General features: G+C 56.5%; 17 protein-coding genes and 1 tRNA gene. 15 read left to right on the plus strand and 3 right to left on the minus strand.

What is annotated here, in order from left to right:
* The first annotated feature begins 24 nt into the window (after positions 1-24).
* The 15 genes from TU79_RS05145 to hrpT all read left to right on the plus strand — a co-directional run bounded on the left by TU79_RS05145 (position 25) and on the right by hrpT (position 13912).
* Positions 25-1749: a tetratricopeptide repeat protein gene (locus TU79_RS05145; RefSeq protein WP_057007006.1), complete on the plus strand. Its 1725-nt coding sequence runs from the start codon at positions 25-27 to the stop codon at positions 1747-1749.
* 4 nt (positions 1750-1753) lie between these two features.
* Positions 1754-2371 (plus strand): lipoprotein insertase outer membrane protein LolB, encoded by a 618-nt coding sequence (lolB, locus tag TU79_RS05150; RefSeq protein WP_057007007.1) that lies wholly within the window; start codon positions 1754-1756, stop codon positions 2369-2371.
* Position 2372: 1 nt separating this feature from the next.
* Positions 2373-3221 (plus strand): 4-(cytidine 5'-diphospho)-2-C-methyl-D-erythritol kinase, encoded by an 849-nt coding sequence (gene ispE / locus TU79_RS05155; RefSeq protein ID WP_057007008.1) that lies wholly within the window; start codon positions 2373-2375, stop codon positions 3219-3221.
* A gap of 37 nt (positions 3222-3258) precedes the next feature.
* A tRNA-Gln gene (locus TU79_RS05160) sits at positions 3259-3333 on the plus strand.
* A gap of 46 nt (positions 3334-3379) precedes the next feature.
* Positions 3380-4321 (plus strand): ribose-phosphate pyrophosphokinase, encoded by a 942-nt coding sequence (locus TU79_RS05165; protein ID WP_003171603.1) that lies wholly within the window; start codon positions 3380-3382, stop codon positions 4319-4321.
* A gap of 138 nt (positions 4322-4459) precedes the next feature.
* A complete protein-coding gene (locus tag TU79_RS05170) occupies positions 4460-5071 on the plus strand; it encodes a 50S ribosomal protein L25/general stress protein Ctc (protein WP_004372493.1) in 612 nt (203 codons plus the stop codon).
* 168 nt (positions 5072-5239) lie between these two features.
* Positions 5240-5824 (plus strand): aminoacyl-tRNA hydrolase, encoded by a 585-nt coding sequence (pth, locus tag TU79_RS05175; protein WP_057007009.1) that lies wholly within the window; start codon positions 5240-5242, stop codon positions 5822-5824.
* 21 nt (positions 5825-5845) lie between these two features.
* Positions 5846-6946, plus strand: coding sequence for a redox-regulated ATPase YchF (gene ychF, locus TU79_RS05180; RefSeq protein WP_057007010.1), 1101 nt, complete (start codon positions 5846-5848; stop codon positions 6944-6946).
* Between the two features lie 310 nt (positions 6947-7256).
* On the plus strand, positions 7257-8186 hold the full coding sequence (locus tag TU79_RS05185) for a sigma 54-interacting transcriptional regulator (RefSeq protein WP_057007011.1): 930 nt from the start codon (positions 7257-7259) through the stop codon (positions 8184-8186).
* A 160-nt stretch (positions 8187-8346) separates the two neighbouring features.
* Positions 8347-8568: a hypothetical protein gene (locus TU79_RS25960; RefSeq protein ID WP_139136801.1), complete on the plus strand. Its 222-nt coding sequence runs from the start codon at positions 8347-8349 to the stop codon at positions 8566-8568.
* A 500-nt stretch (positions 8569-9068) separates the two neighbouring features.
* Positions 9069-9866, plus strand: a complete 798-nt coding sequence (gene sctJ, locus TU79_RS05195) for a type III secretion system inner membrane ring lipoprotein SctJ (protein WP_057007013.1) — start codon at positions 9069-9071, stop codon at positions 9864-9866.
* Between the two features lie 551 nt (positions 9867-10417).
* Entirely contained in the window at positions 10418-11035 is a 618-nt protein-coding gene (sctL, locus tag TU79_RS05200) for a type III secretion system stator protein SctL (RefSeq protein ID WP_057007014.1), read from the plus strand.
* Between the two features lie 66 nt (positions 11036-11101).
* On the plus strand, positions 11102-11320 hold the full coding sequence (locus TU79_RS05205; protein ID WP_057007015.1) for a hypothetical protein: 219 nt from the start codon (positions 11102-11104) through the stop codon (positions 11318-11320).
* 253 nt (positions 11321-11573) lie between these two features.
* The gene (gene sctC / locus TU79_RS05210; protein ID WP_057007016.1) at positions 11574-13712 is read left to right on the plus strand and encodes a type III secretion system outer membrane ring subunit SctC; all 2139 of its coding nucleotides are present in this window, start codon (positions 11574-11576) and stop codon (positions 13710-13712) included.
* On the plus strand, positions 13709-13912 hold the full coding sequence (gene hrpT / locus TU79_RS05215; protein ID WP_057007017.1) for an HrpT family type III secretion system protein: 204 nt from the start codon (positions 13709-13711) through the stop codon (positions 13910-13912). Before sctC ends, hrpT begins: the two co-directional genes overlap by 4 nt.
* Positions 13913-13968: 56 nt before the next feature.
* On the opposite strand, the gene sctU is transcribed toward hrpT, so the two are convergent.
* From sctU to sctS, 3 genes are read right to left on the minus strand one after another with little or no spacing between them, the layout of a single operon-like run.
* Positions 13969-15066 (minus strand): type III secretion system export apparatus subunit SctU, encoded by a 1098-nt coding sequence (sctU, locus tag TU79_RS05220; RefSeq protein WP_057007018.1) that lies wholly within the window; start codon positions 15064-15066, stop codon positions 13969-13971.
* Positions 15063-15851 carry a type III secretion system export apparatus subunit SctT gene (gene sctT, locus TU79_RS05225; protein ID WP_057007069.1) on the minus strand — a complete coding sequence of 263 codons (789 nt, stop codon included), beginning with the start codon at positions 15849-15851 and terminating at the stop codon, positions 15063-15065. The genes sctU and sctT overlap by 4 nt, the downstream gene beginning before the upstream one ends.
* A 10-nt stretch (positions 15852-15861) precedes the next feature.
* On the minus strand, positions 15862-16125 hold the full coding sequence (gene sctS, locus TU79_RS05230) for a type III secretion system export apparatus subunit SctS (protein WP_057007019.1): 264 nt from the start codon (positions 16123-16125) through the stop codon (positions 15862-15864).
* Positions 16126-16127: the final 2 nt, after the last annotated feature.

The following is a 16127-nucleotide window of genomic DNA, read 5'->3' on the forward strand; positions in this document are numbered from 1 at the left end:
GCAGGTTAGTCGTCCTCTTCCTATATGAATAGATCCTCCGCGTTGCTCCTAGCTTTTGTCTTCCTCAGCGGGTGCCAGGCCATGGCACCCGTGTCGCCGGTCGATACGCCGCCGGCAGAAGACACCGCCCCCGCCCCTGAAAAGCCCAAGGTTTACTCCTCGTTCAGTGAAGAAACGGTGTTCAGCCTGCTGAGCGCTGAACTGGCCGGGCAGCGCAATCGTTTCGATATTGCGCTGGATAATTACGTAACCCAGGCCATCAATACCCAGGATCCGGGTATTTCCGAGCGGGCGTTTCGCATCGCCGAGTACCTCGGCGCCGATCAGGCAGCGCTGGACACGTCGCTGATCTGGGCGAAAAACGCGCCGGATGACCTCGAGGCGCAACGCGCCGCGGCTGTCCAGCTGGCACGCGCCGGGCGCTACGACGATTCCATGGCCTATATGGAAAAAGTCCTGCAGGGCAAGGGCGACACACACTTCGATTTCCTCGCGCTGTCGGCCGCCGACACCGATCAGGACACGCGCAATGGCCTGATGAAAAGCTTTGACCGCCTGCTGCAAAAGCATCCGAAGAACAGCCAGCTGATTTTCGGCAAGGCCTTGCTGCTGCAACAGGACGATGAAGCCGAAGCCGCCCTCAAGCTGCTGGAACAGAACCCGCCGGAAGACGGCGAAATCGCGCCGATCCTGCTGCGCGCGCGCCTGCTGCAGAACCTCAATCGCGGCAAGGAAGCGATTCCACTGCTGGAAAAAAGCATCAAGCGATACCCGGAAGACAAGCGCCTGCGCCTGACTTACGCACGCATGCTGGTGGAACAGGACCGCATGGCGGACGCCAAAGTGCAGTTCGCCAACCTGGTCCAGCAATACCCCGACGATGACGAATTGCGCTACTCCCTGGCACTGGTGTGCCTGGAAGCCAAGGCCTGGGAGGAGGCCAAGGGGTATCTGGAAGAGCTGATCCAGCGTGAGAGCCATGTGGATTCGGCGCGCCTGAACCTGGGTCGCATCGCTGAAGAGCGCAACGACCCGCAGGCCGCCCTGCTCGAATATGCCCAGGTCGGCCCGGGCAATGACTACCTGCCGGCTCAGCTGCGCCAGGCCGATATCCTGATGAGCAACGGTCGTACCGACGAGGCGGAAAAACGTCTGGCGGCGGCGCGCGATGCCGAGCCGGACTACGCCATCCAGCTGTACCTGATTCAGGCCGAGACGCTGTCGGCCAACAAGCAGGGCGAACGCGCCTGGAAATTGCTGCAACAAGCCTTGCTGCAATACCCCGACGACTTGAACCTGCTGTACACCCGCGCCATGCAGGCAGAAAAACGCAATGACCTGGCGCAGATGGAAAAAGACCTGCGCCTGATCATCAAGCGCGACCCGGACAATGCCATGGCCCTCAACGCCCTGGGCTACACCCTGTCCGACCGCACCACGCGGTATGCCGAGGCCAAAGTGCTGATCGAGCAGGCGCACAAGCTCAATCCTGAAGACCCGGCGGTGCTCGACAGCCTGGGCTGGGTGAACTATCGCCTGGGTAACCTGGACGAAGCCGAACGCTTGCTGCGCCAGGCACTGGAGCGTTTTCCCGACCAGGAAGTCGCTGCCCACCTGGGTGAAGTGCTGTGGGCCAATGGCAAGCAGCGCGAAGCCCGGCAAGTCTGGGAAAAATTCCTCAAGGAACAACCCGAAAGCCCTCTTCTGCGCAGCACCATCAAGCGCCTGACCGGATCCGAGACCCTTTAAGCTTATGTTCCTGCGCCACATTGTTGTATTCAGTCTTATCGCCCTGCTCGCCGGTTGCGCGGGCACAGGCAGCCGTGAATCCGTTGAAGGCCAGGGCAACCCGGCGCAATGGCAACAGCACAAGGACCAGCTCGGCAGCATCGACGGCTGGCAGATCGAAGGCAAGGTCGGGGTGCGCGCGCCGAAAGATTCCGGCAGCGGCACCCTGTTCTGGCTGCAACGTCAGGATTACTACGACATTCGCCTGTCCGGCCCGCTGGGCCGTGGCGCGGCACGCCTGACCGGCCGCCCGGGGCAGGTGAGCCTGGAAGTCGCCAATCAGGGCCGCTACGAGGCGACCTCTCCGGAAGCATTGCTGGAGCAGCAGATTGGCTGGAAGTTGCCCGTGTCGCATCTGGTCTGGTGGGTGCGTGGGCTGCCAGCACCCGACAGCAAGAGTCGCCTGAGCCTCAACGGTGACAGCCGCCTGGCCACGCTGGAACAGGATGGCTGGAAGGTCGAGTATTTGAGTTACGTACAGCAAGGCGGCTACTGGCTGCCTGAACGGATCAAGCTGCATGGCACCGACCTTGACGTCACGCTGGTGATCAAGGATTGGCAACCGCGCAAGCTGGGGCAGTGACGTGAGCGAACGCCTGACCCTGCCCTCCCCGGCCAAGCTCAACCTGATGCTGCACATTCTGGGGCGCCGTGAAGACGGCTACCACGAGCTGCAAACGCTGTTTCAATTTCTCGACTACGGCGATGAACTCACCTTTGCCGTGCGCGACGACGGTGTGATCCGGCTGCACACGGAATTTGAAGGCGTACCTCACGACAGCAATCTGATTGTGAAAGCAGCCCGCACACTTCAAGCGCAATCCGGCTGCACATTGGGCATCGATATCTGGATCAACAAGATCCTGCCCATGGGCGGCGGTATCGGTGGCGGCAGCTCGAATGCGGCGACCACCCTGCTGGGTCTCAACCACTTGTGGCAACTGGGCTGGGACCAGGATCGCCTGGCCGGCCTGGGCCTGACGCTGGGTGCCGACGTTCCGGTTTTCGTGCGTGGGCACGCGGCTTTTGCCGAGGGCGTGGGCGAGAAACTCAGCCCCGAATACCCCGAAGAGCCTTGGTATGTCGTGCTTGTTCCGCAAGTATCTGTAAGTACAGCAGAAATTTTTTCAGATCCGCTGTTGACACGTAACTCTCCTCCCATTAAAGTGCGCCCCGTTCCCAAGGGAAACAGTCGAAATGACTGCTTGCCGGTTGTAGCAAGGCGTTATCCAGAAGTACGTAACGCATTGAATTTGTTAGGTAAATTTACCGAAGCAAAATTAACCGGCACTGGAAGTTGTGTGTTTGGGGGCTTCCCAAGCAAAGCTGAAGCTGATAAAGTCTCGGCCCTTCTTACAGAGACCCTTACAGGGTTTGTGGCAAAGGGAAGCAACGTTTCGATGTTGCATCGCAAGCTGCAAAGTCTGCTCTAAAAGGAATCGAGTACTGGGTACTCGTTGCAACAGATACAGGGGCGTCGCCAAGCGGTAAGGCAGCAGGTTTTGATCCTGCCATGCGTTGGTTCGAATCCAGCCGCCCCTGCCATTTTCCTATACTCATCCAGGTTACCCTCAGCCTCTAGGTACTGCGCGTGTCCAAGATGATGGTCTTTACGGGGAACGCCAACCCCGATCTGGCTCGACGTGTCGTACGTCAGCTGCATATCCCTCTCGGTGACATCTCTGTCGGTAAGTTCTCCGACGGCGAAATTACAGCCGAGATCAATGAAAACGTTCGCGGTAAAGACGTCTTCATTATTCAGCCGACCTGCGCACCGACCAACGATAACCTGATGGAACTCGTCGTGATGGCTGATGCCTTCCGCCGCTCCTCAGCAACTCGAATCACAGCTGTAATCCCTTACTTTGGTTATGCCCGTCAGGATCGCCGCCCGCGCTCCGCACGTGTGGCCATCAGCGCGAAAGTCGTTGCTGACATGCTGACCGTGGTAGGCATCGACCGTGTGCTCACGGTTGACCTGCACGCTGACCAGATCCAGGGCTTCTTCGATATTCCGGTAGATAACATCTACGGCTCCCCTGTTCTGGTGGATGACATCGAAGACCAGCGCTTTGAAAACCTGATGATCGTGTCCCCGGACATTGGCGGCGTCGTGCGTGCACGGGCTGTTGCCAAATCCCTGGGCGTTGATCTCGGAATCATCGACAAACGCCGCGAGAAAGCCAATCACTCTGAAGTGATGCATATCATCGGTGATGTCGAAGGGCGTACCTGTATTCTGGTTGATGACATGGTCGACACCGCCGGCACCCTGTGCCATGCGGCAAAAGCCTTGAAAGAGCACGGTGCGGCCAAAGTCTTCGCCTACTGCACACACCCTGTGCTGTCGGGCCGAGCGATCGAGAACATCGAGAATTCCGTGCTGGACGAGCTGGTGGTGACCAACACCATCCCGCTGTCCGCCGCTGCTCAAGCCTGTGCGCGTATCCGTCAACTGGATATCGCACCGGTCGTTGCCGAAGCGGTTCGCCGTATCAGCAACGAAGAATCGATCAGCGCGATGTTCCGTTAAGGCTCAGGCCTTGGCGACATCAACCTGACGAAAAGCGCCCCGCCCCAGCATTCTGTTGGGGCGGGGCTTTTTTGCCCATATCGCCTTTAGCGCTGGTCGCAAACGCTGGGGCGAATGTGGTTAATTTGGAGATACTACATGAACGATTTTACTTTGAATGCTGAACTGCGTTCCGACCTGGGGAAAGGTGCGAGCCGCCGCCTGCGTCGTCTCGCAAGCCTGGTTCCAGCTGTAGTCTACGGTGGCGATAAAGCCCCTGAGTCCATCAGCATGCTGGCAAAAGAAGTTGCCAAACTGCTCGAAAACGATGCTGCCTACAGCCACGTTATCGAACTGAACGTTGGCGGCAAGAAGCAGAACGTTATCATCAAGGCTCTGCAGCGCCACCCGTCCAAGGGTCACGTCCTGCACGCTGACTTCATCCGCGTTGTAGCCGGCCAGAAACTGACCGCTATCGTGCCTGTGCACTTCATCGGTGAAGAAGCTCCGGTCAAGAAAGGCGGCGTTGTCTCGCACACCACTACCGAACTGGAAGTGACCTGCCTGCCGAAAGACCTGCCTGAGTTCATCGAAGTCGACCTGTCGGCTGCTGAAATCGGTACCATCATTCACTTGTCCGACCTCAAGGCCCCTAAAGGCGTTGAGTTCGTTGCACTGGCTCACAACGACGACAAGGCTGTTGCCAACGTCCACGCGCCACGTGTTGTAGAAGAAGATGATGCTGCTGAAGGCGAAACCGCTGCAGAGTGATGCACTCTGTAACGTCGGAGCTTGAGGAAACATCGCGGACCGGAACGTAGCGAGAAAGCGGGCGATAACGCGAAGTTTATCTCTGGATAAGTGAGCTCCTGTCGTCCCCTTTCGCCGCACACCTGGCGCGGCGATGTTATCCACAACTCCAAAGGAAGGGCCCCTGTCGTGACTGCCATCAAACTGATCGTTGGCCTGGGAAATCCAGGCGCCGAATACGAACAGACCCGGCATAACGCGGGGGCCCTTTTTGTTGAGCGCATCGCCCACGCACAAGGTGTAAACCTTGCGGCCGATCGCAAATATTTTGGCCTGACCGGGCGCTTCTCGCATCAGGGTCAGGATGTTCGTCTACTGATTCCCACCACCTACATGAACCGCAGCGGCCAGTCTGTCGCGGCGCTTGCGGGCTTCTTCCGGATCAAACCCGAGGAAATCCTGGTGGCCCATGACGAACTGGACCTGCCACCCGGCGTCGCCAAGCTCAAGCTGGGCGGCGGGCATGGCGGGCACAATGGACTGCGCGACATCATCGCGCAGTTGGGTAATCAGAATAATTTCCACCGCCTGCGGCTTGGCATTGGCCACCCGGGCGTTGCCAGTATGGTTTCAAATTTCGTCCTGGGTCGTGCGCCACGCGCCGAACAGGAAAAACTCGATGCCAGCATCGACTTTGCCCTCGGCGTGCTGCCGGATATCTTCGCCGGTGAATGGAACCGCGCGATGAAAAACCTGCACAGCCAGAAGGCCTGACTCTTACCGAGGGGAAACACCATGGGATTCAATTGCGGCATCGTCGGCCTGCCCAACGTCGGCAAATCCACCTTGTTCAACGCTTTGACCAAGTCCGGTATTGCGGCGGAGAACTTCCCCTTCTGCACCATCGAACCGAACAGCGGCATCGTACCGATGCCGGACCCGCGCCTGGACGCCCTGGCGGCCATCGTCAACCCCAAGCGCGTCCTGCCGACCACCATGGAGTTCGTCGACATCGCAGGCCTGGTGGCCGGCGCGTCGAAAGGTGAAGGCCTGGGCAACAAGTTTTTGGCCAACATCCGTGAAACCGATGCCATCGCCCACGTGGTCCGCTGCTTTGAAGACGAGAACGTGATTCACGTCTCCAACAGCGTCGACCCGAAACGCGACATCGAGATCATCGACCTGGAACTGATCTTTGCCGACCTCGACAGCTGCGAGAAGCAACTGCAGAAAGTCGCGCGCAATGCCAAGGGTGGGGACAAGGACGCAGTGGTCCAGAAAGGCCTGCTGGAACAGTTGATCGCACACTTCACCGAAGGCAAGCCGGCACGCAGCCTGATGAAAAAAATGGGCGTCGACGAGAAAGCAGTGATCAAGGGTTTCCACCTGCTGACCACCAAGCCGGTGATGTACATCGCCAACGTCGCCGAAGACGGCTTTGAGAACAACCCGTTGCTCGACGTGGTCAAGGCCATTGCCGACGAAGAAGGCGCCATTGTCGTTCCGGTGTGCAACAAGATCGAAGCGGAAATCGCCGAGCTTGATGACGGCGAAGAAAAAGACATGTTCCTTGAGGCCCTCGGCCTGGAAGAGCCTGGCCTGAACCGTGTAATCCGTGCCGGCTACGAAATGCTCAACCTGCAGACCTACTTCACCGCAGGCGTTGAAGAAGTCCGCGCGTGGACAGTCAAGGTTGGCGCTACCGCGCCACAGGCTGCCGGCGTGATTCACACCGACTTCGAAAAAGGCTTTATCCGCGCCGAAGTGATCGCCTACAACGACTTCATCCAGTACAAGGGTGAAGCCGGCACCAAGGAAGCCGGTAAATGGCGCCTGGAAGGCAAGGAATACATCGTCAAGGATGGCGACGTGATGCACTTCCGTTTCAACGTGTAAGTAATACCTGCGGTTTACCTCGCAAATAAAAAGCCGATGCAGTGCATCGGCTTTTTTATGGGCGGCCATTTATAGCGTCAATACAAAATTGCGCCTAACACGTTCAGTCTTTCCCTACTTGCTTTTCTAATTCCAAAATAAAAAAACAAACGAAACTTACAGCATTGAATCTACGGTCTTTTCCTACGCAATTAAGGTATCTGACTACTTTAAGACTTGATAACGCTCTTTATAATCCGTGATCTACTTGACCGAGCTGAAAAACGACTGGTTAACAGCGAATTATTCGCGATCATGGAGCATCCCTTCGATGTCGACCTCCTTCCATACGGAAAACGAAACAGACATCTCACTCTTCGAAAATCCGGACATTGAATACACAATTAACAGCACCGCCCCTCTCAATATCGACATCCTGTTACTGGGAGAAACCGGAACGGGCAAGGATACATTGGCTCAACGAATTCATCGGCTTTCAGGACGGCGCGGTAACTTTGTTGCTGTGAACTGTGCGGCAATCCCGGAAAGCCTCGCCGAGAGCCAGTTGTTCGGCGTCAACAGCGGCGCTTATACCGGTGCCACGCAATCACGCGCCGGGTTTATCGAGGCGGCGCATTTGGGCACCTTATACTTGGATGAAATCGACAGCATGCCCCTGCCCTTGCAGGCCAAGCTGCTGCGAGTGCTGGAGAGCCGGGGGGTCGAGCGCTTGGGCTCGATTCGGTTCATACCGGTGGACATGCGCGTCATCGCATCCGCCCAGCAGTCGTTGCATGGGATGGTTGAACAAGGGACGTTTAGACGCGACCTCTATTTCCGCTTGAATGTAGTGAACATCCAGCTACCTCCCTTACGCGATCGCAGGGAGCGGATTATCCCCCTGTTCCTCAGCATGATTGAGCAGGAGGCTGACTACTTCAGGTGCAAGGCCCCCCTTCCGCCTAGCGCTTTGCTGCAAGAATTACTATGTCACCCTTGGCTCGGCAATATCCGCGAACTACGCTCGGCCGCCAAACGCTTCGTATTGGAACTCCCACCTTTAGCGGACTCCACCATCAATCATCAAGAGAGGGAAATGCCACTCAAGGGCCGCCTGCAGCAAATCGAAAAATCATTGATTGAGGAGTCACTTCGCCGGCACAGCCACTGCGTAGATGGTGTGGCGTCAGAGTTGGGGGTTGCCAAGCGGACGCTGTACTACCGAATGAAGCAGTTGGATATCTCACTGAATCAAGAATAGTTGCAAGCCAAGCGAATTCCTGAAACCTGATTTACACACTTTGAAACATTTGCCCTGCCATGGATTGGAACGCTTGATTTTCTTGAACCACACAGGTAACGAGACAACTCCGCAGGTGTGCCCAGGTACGTCAGGGTTGCTCTAAATCCAAGCAAGTTAAATGAACAGCGAGGAATACATTATGGCAATAGGTGGAGTGGGTTCAAACCCAATGAACGCTCTTTCGGGTATTAGCGGCGGCTTAAGTGCACAAGCAGCAGACGCTGGCATCGAAGCTGCAGCAGGGAAGAGACGCGCTGATGGCGTCAAAAACGCATGGAAATTTACAGAAAACATGAATACATCTGGCTTAAAAGCAGCGGCTGACGCAATTCGTCTGTGATGGATGAGTGAATCTACAGCCTTCCCTGTACTGAGTGGCAGGGAGGGCTGTTTACGTGAACAAGATGACAGCAAGTCTGACGCCGCGGCGTAAAGTAAATTGCCCTCTGCACCTTAAGTAATAGGTCCCATGATGATAGGAAAAATACGCGTCACCGAGCAGGATAACGTTGATAACAACGACAGCACCTATGAATCTTCGACTTTCAGCATAGCAGCCAATTTTTTCAGATTCCGGACAAGTACTTCGTCATTCTCAGGTAAGGCAATAGATTTCACCGGGTCTCAAAATATACTATCCGATGCATCAGGAAGAGCATCTGCGCTGACGACGAGCATGACAACTAGCTTACGCGCTTTGAGCGACAAAAACAGATTCGACGAAGCACGAAAATACCCCGGCCAACTTTCTGACGCCTTATTGTTCAACAGCCTGATATTCAAGGGCGTCGGCGAGACTATGAAATGCGTCGATAAACTGTGCAACCTTCCGGGATAAAAATGACTCGTCCTCAGCTTATTGCATTAACGATGTGCCTATCTCTCATGCTGAATGCCTGCAGCGACAGTGTCGAACTCCATCGTAAGCTATCCGAACAGGAAGCCAATGAAGTAGTCGCGGAATTGGCAGACAAGCATATTCGCGCCACAAAAGCCCCTGCCAAAGATGGCGTTGTTGTAGTGGTCAACTCTGCAGATATCGGGCGTGCCGTACGAACGCTGGAAGCCGTCGGGCTCCCGCGGACAGCACGAGCCACCATGGGAGACACCTTTCGCAAAGAAGGCGTTATCTCGACTCCCCTGGAGGAGCGCGCGCGTTATATATATGCCTTGTCCCAAGAGTTGGAGACCACGTTGTCGAACATAGACGGCGTTATCGTCGCCCGTGTTCACGTGGTCCTGCCTGAACGGGTTGCACCGGGCGAACCGGTACAGCCGGCCTCCGCCTCAGTGTTCATCAAACATGATCCACGGCTGGACCCCGACAACATAAGGGCGCGTGTAGTCCGAATGGTAGCCAGCAGTCTTCCGGGTATGACGACAGCTCAAGAAAACTCAAAAAAGTTGACGGTGGTATTTGTCCCTGCGACAGCCTATCTGGAACAGCAACGCTTGACTTACTTCGGCCCGTTCCTGGTTCCTGAAAAAGACCTCGGCTTTTGGCGCGCTATCGTTACATCTACCCTACTTACGGCAGTGCTGATAGTTGTTGCTGTCATATTTTGGCGTAATCGAGCGCGACGGGCGAAGCCTATATCTCCCTCCCACGACACTCCAGCCCAATCACTAAATGACTAATATCTCGTGGGTTCAATGGTGGGCAACGCCCTGGATGGACTCGCACGAAAGCTGGATATCCGCAGATAAGCAGCCTGCGCTTAGTGCGCTATGCCGCACGCGACGGGTATTGACGGTTTCAATTTACGGCGTGGCCCCGTGCCTACCCCCTCCTCCCGAGCCCACGTTACTTCAACTTGCTCTGGCGCCGGGCGATCAACTCGATTTGATACTGGCCCTGATTAACAGCATCTGCCGGCCTTCTTACGCAAGTGTATTGGATGAACATCAACATCAGTGGTGCAAACGACTATCCAAAGCATTGTCTCCCGATATGTTGCAGCCCGCTGTTGACCCCTTGCAATTGCTGCGTGCCTGGGTCAACCCGGACATTTGGCAAAGACTCAGATTAAGGTTCCCTCGTCAGCGTGTTCTGGCGGTGGAACAAACAGAACCTTTGGCCGGTGACCCTGGGCCCCGTCTCGATACCCTTTGGCAGGCGGTCGTCTGGCGTGCCGCGGCGAAAAACGGAAAGGGTAATGATCCCTATGCGAAGGGCCTGGAGACTAATAATGTTTTGCCGAATTAAAATCCACTTGCCTGAAGGTGCCTCCTTCCCTCAAAGCACCCTGATCTCCCGAGAAGTCATCGGGCGCTACACTCATGCCAGTGATGTGTTGGAGCAAGCAAATATCCAGGCCCTGCAACTACTGCAATCCGCAGCAGAGCAACGTGAAGACCTGTTGGAAAAGGCCTCCCTGGAAATCTGGCAACGTGCCAATGCTCAGCTCAAACGTTGGGAAAACGATCGTCTGGCGATGTGCAATCAAATTGAACACTACGCTTCTTCTATTGCCAACCAGGCGATTCGCCTATTGCTTGACGATACGCCTGTTTCACTACGCCTGGCAGCCTTGGTCAAACAATTGCTGGCGAGCGAGGTTCCAACGGTCGAGGCGACATTGCTTTGTAATTCATTCGACTTCGAGACAATGAAGCAATGCCTTATGACTTATGGCAATACTCTCTGGATGTTACGTCCCGACGACACGGTTAAACCTCAGACACTGGTGCTGAACACCGAGGAAGGAGATTTCCGCATTGATTGGGCCTCGATGCTCGAGCTTTTTCTGAAGCATAACAATGCTTATATAATGGATCTTGAAACACACGGTGAAACTTTTAAATAAAATGCTGAACCGGAACCGTCTTGGAATATTTGCCACATAGAAGGACACACATTAGGAGCTACCCCGATGGACTTTTATACCGGATACAAAGATCGGCTTCTGAGTGATACAAAACTCAGTCGAAGGAACCTGCTGGACACGATGGAAAACAACTCTGGCTCCGAGGAAGACATGACCCTGTTCTTCGACCTCATCGTCAAGAATCGTATGACCGAGTATGTGTTCAACGAGCACACAAGAGTGAGGCATATGCTGCTAAAGGCGGGGCTGGATAGCGGGAAATAAATGAAACACTTACTGACCCACTGGCTGACACGCCACACCCAAGCATTAAGACTGTTCGCACATCATGACGAAATATGCCTGCGACTGATTCGAGCACGTTGCTGTTGAGTGTCCAACTTATCCTAGATTGCATTGAGTCGCTGCTCAACCAGCGCGATCTATGGCTCGCCGTAGCTTCGCGCCGGGTCCCTACCAATACGAACTTCAGTCGCCCTTCACGACGCTCGTTGCCCCGCTAATCAGAGAATTCTCTATGCATAACCAGCACTCCAAGCCTAACAACTTGCGCGTCGACTCTGCGTGTACCACGCCTAGAAGAAACTGTTGGCGCAGCCTGATCTTCATGCCCTGGTTGCTTCTCCCACTGGAGACCGCCCTGGCCGCCGTCCCTGCCGAGTGGAAAAACACCGCCTACGCTTATGAGGCCGAACATAAGCCGGTTCGGGATGTACTGGAGGACTTCGCCCAGACCTTCGGTACCCAACTGCAAATCGATGGCCTGCTCGATGGCACTGTCAATGGAAAGATACGCGCCAATACCCCCCAGTCGATGCTCGACAGGCTGGCGGTAGAACACCGTTTCCAGTGGTACTTGTACAACAACACCCTCTATATCAGCACCCTGGACCTGCAAGAGTCGGCCCGTCTGGAAGTCTCTGCCGAGACCGTCGCCGACCTCAAGCGGGCCCTGACCGATATCGGCTTGCTTGACAGCCGTTTCGGCTGGGGTGAACTGCCGGATGATGGCGTGGTATTGGTCTCTGGTCCCAAGCGTTACATCGACCAGATCAAGCAATTCAGCAGCAAGCGTAAAACCGCCGACGAAAAGCAGAGCGTACTCAGCTACCCGCTGAAGTTCGCCAACGCAGCGGATCGCCAAATCGATTATCGCGGCGAAAAAATCACCATCCCGGGTGTCGCCAGCATGCTGCAGGGGTTATTGGAGCCGCGGGAAGCGTCCACCCTCTCGTCGATGAACACGGGCCTCAAGTCATCACAACCTTCGCCTATCACTGCGAGCATTCCCCGGCTGAACAACCCTTTGCTGGGGCAAATGCTCGGTCAGACAGGGAGCGCCGGGCAGTTGGAAAGCGGTGCGACGCTCACCCCTCGCGCGCCCGTGTCCAGAGGCAGAATTCGCGTCGAAGCCGATGTACGCAACAACGCTGTGCTGATCTACGACCTGCCAGAGCGCCAGACGATGTACCTCGAACTGATTACCCAGCTCGACGTGGCGCGCAAGCTGGTGGAAATCGACGCAATCATCCTGGATATCGAGCGCACTCAATTGCGTGAATTCGGGGTGACCTGGGGTTTCCAGAACAGCCGCTTCCGTGGCGGCGTGAACATGGCGCCGGGCACTTCATCGCAAGTGTCGATCGCCAGCCGGGACCGCTTCTTTGCCGATATACGCGCGCTTGAGCAACGCGGCCTGGCGACCATGGTGTCCAACCCCTCGGTCCTCACCCTGGAAAACCAGCCGGCGGTCATCGACTTCAACCGTACCCAGTACCTCACAGCAGGCAATGAGGTCGCGACCATCTTGCCCATCACCGTCGGCACCAGTTTCCAGGTGGTGCCCAGGGTGACTACCTCGAGTGGCGCGCATCAGGTTCACCTTGCCGTAGATATCGAAGACGGTAATTTCGACGAATCAAACCCCGATCGCATCGGGCCCGACGTACGCCGCGGCAAGGTCAGCACCCAGGCGGTCATCGCGGAAAAGCGCTCATTGGTGGTGGGTGGCTTCCATGTCACCGAGAGCACTGACAAACGCCGCAAGGTCCCGCTGCTGGGGGACATTCCGCTGCTGGGCAGGGCGCTTTTTTCCTCCTCCGAACGCCAGAACAACCGTCGCGAACGCCTGTTTATCCTGACCCCACGCGTCATGGGCGATCAGGCAGACCCTTCACGTTATCTGCCTCAAGACGATCAGGTGGAGCTACAAGCCGCTCTCAAGCCTTTGGCCAGGCGTTATGCCGAACATCAGCCAGTGATCAAGCGCAGTGATATTACGGGCACGCTGGCTCGTCTAGTGTCCGGCGAAGTGCCCCTGGCCTTCAAGGCGGCCCCCATGCCTCTGGGCCTGGGCACCCTGTGCAATACGCGTGAACTGCTGGCAATGAACACCGAACGCAGCCAGTGGTATGCCGGCCCGGAGTTCAATGTGGCGGTGGTGGTGCTGCGTAACCAGTTCAAGCGCAATGTGCGTATCGACGAAAAGGAATGCAGCAATTCGCAAACCCTGGCCGTCACCGTGTGGCCGCGCGCCTGGCTCAAACCGGGTGAAGAAGCCGAGGTATTTATCGCCATGCGCCCGGTGGTGAAAGATGAACACATCGGTGTTCCGCGCCCCTCCCTGATCACTCCAGCCAAGAAGGCCACGCCATGAAACACCCCTTGTTGTGCGTCACCCTGATCAGCACGGTGCTGCTCATCGCCGGCTGCACCCCGACGTGCAAGGGCGACTCCTGCTCACGCCCGCAAGCGACCAAGGATAAAATGGTGATCTGGTGGCCACCGCAGATGCGCGTCGAGCCTGGCCCTTCCGGGGAACGCGCGGACTACCAGACGATATCGCTGGAACGATGAGCCTTGGCGAACAGCCTGACGATCAACGTCAGGCTGTTCGCCGCGCCAGGCACTGATCAGCGCAGCTCGAGCTCCGGCAGCTGCAGGGTTTCACGCTTGGTTTCGTCATCGAGTTCACGCAACGTGCGATAAATCAGCGCCACAGCCTGCAAGGTTTCGCGCGGGATGCTCGCCCCGAGTTTATGGGTGTAGAGCGTGCGAGCCAGCCACACGCACTGGATGACCGGCACCTCGGCGGCCTTCGCTCGCTGGATCAATGTGCGGGCATCTGCGTCCGTGCCCTTGCTGATCAGTATCGGCAGTGGCGTCTTACCGGGGTGGTAATACAACGCGACGGCAAAGTGCGTGGGGTTGACCACCAGCATGTCGGATTCTTCCAGCTTGGGCAGCTTGGTCTTGGGTTCCTCGTTGGCCAATTGATAAGCCAACGAGCGACGCTGCCCTTTCACATGGGGGTCGCCCTCCATGTTCTTGTACTCCTGGACAACCTCGACCTGGGTCATGCGCATGCGCTTGGCAAAAAAGTGCTTTTGCATCGCCAGGTCAATCAGCGCCAGCACCAGCAGAAGCCCCAGGCAGGCGTGCAGCAAGTGGCGAAACAGGCTGATCAGCGCAATGATGTAGCTCTGCAGATCAGTGGTGGCCAGGTTGATCAACGCGCCCAACGAGGGCCTGATCACCACGTACAACACCACGCCCAGGAGCACCGCCTTGGCAATGCTCAGCAGCAGGTTGATGACCGACTGGGCAGAAAACATTTGCTTGAGCTGATTGAGCGGGTTGATGCGGTTGAAATCGAGCTTCAACGTCTCCGGGGCAAACAGAAATCCGATCTGCATCCAACTGCCGATCAGCTTCATGATGATCGCCACCCCGACCATCAACAGGGCAAACGCGAAAAACATCACCAGCCCTTCAAACAGCACTTCTTCCAGCGCGCGTGCAAATGGCTGGCTCATGCTCGACATGGGCAACAGCATCAGTTGCTGGAAGCGTTGCATACTGCTTTCGGCGGCATACAACGCAATTTCACTGATGGCCGTGAGCACCAGTAACTTGCCCACATCCTGGCTTTGGGAAACCTGCCCTTTCTTGCGTTGATCGCGCAGCTTCTTGGCTGACGCCGGGTGCTTTTTTTCGCCTGAGTCACTCATGGCGTCGAGTCCTTGAACATCAGCCCGAGTGAGTGCTTAAGGTCATCCAGCAGGCTCAGACGCCCCACGATCAAGTCTTGAAACAACGCAAAATACAACAGCAAAATACCAATACCCGCCAGTGACTTGACCGGTGGCGCCAACGAACTTACTTGCAGTTGCTGGCTGTAGACCCCCAGCAGCGCAATACCGAATTCCAGGAACAACAGCACCGCAATAAAAGGCGCAACGTAGAGCATCATGTGCGTAAAGGTATCGCCGAGTATGCCCAAAAAAATACCGAACCCATTGGCGGCCGGCATCGGCACCCATGCCGTAGCGGGCCAGATCAGGTAACTGTCCCAGATCACCTGGGTAAGCACGCTAAGCCCCAACACAGCGATCAACAGGTAAATAACCAACTGTTTGAACAAGTGCCCGACAGGCGTCGCGTCCGGCCCCAGCGACGGGTTGAGTTGCCCCCCCGCCAGCGCGCCTCGCTGGTTGTCCAGCAGTGCGCCGACGGATTCGAACATCCAGAACGGCATGGCCAGCAAGACGCCGAGGAAAACACCCAGGGCCGCCTCCTTGAGCACCAGCCCACTGATCATCAGCGCCGAGTACTCCTTAGCTGCCAGCACCGCATGGATGCCTGGCGCCGGAATCAACGCCATGACCATCACCACGACGTTCCGCAGCATGCCGCGTATGTGTTGGAACAGGAACGCCGGCACCAAAATGGCACAGGGATAAATACGCGCCATGGCCACCAGCAGACTGGGTAAATACTCAAGATAAAGCAGCATGCGCATTCCCTCAGTTCAATGCCGAACGAGCGATCATTTCGAACATCAGGTTGATCAGTTGGATCAACTCCACGCCGATCCAACGGCCGGTCAAGATCAGTGTGATACCTACCGCAACCAGCTTGACGCCAAAGGGCAACGTCTGGTCCTGGACCTGCATCAAGGCTTGTACCAGGGACGTCAGCACGCCGACGATTACTGCCACGATCAGTGGCGGCGCCGACAACACAACCACCAGTAACATGCCCTGCTTGAACAGTACGATCGGTTCCATAG

It is taken from the genome of Pseudomonas trivialis (genome assembly GCF_001439805.1).
Taxonomy (GTDB): domain Bacteria; phylum Pseudomonadota; class Gammaproteobacteria; order Pseudomonadales; family Pseudomonadaceae; genus Aquipseudomonas; species Aquipseudomonas trivialis.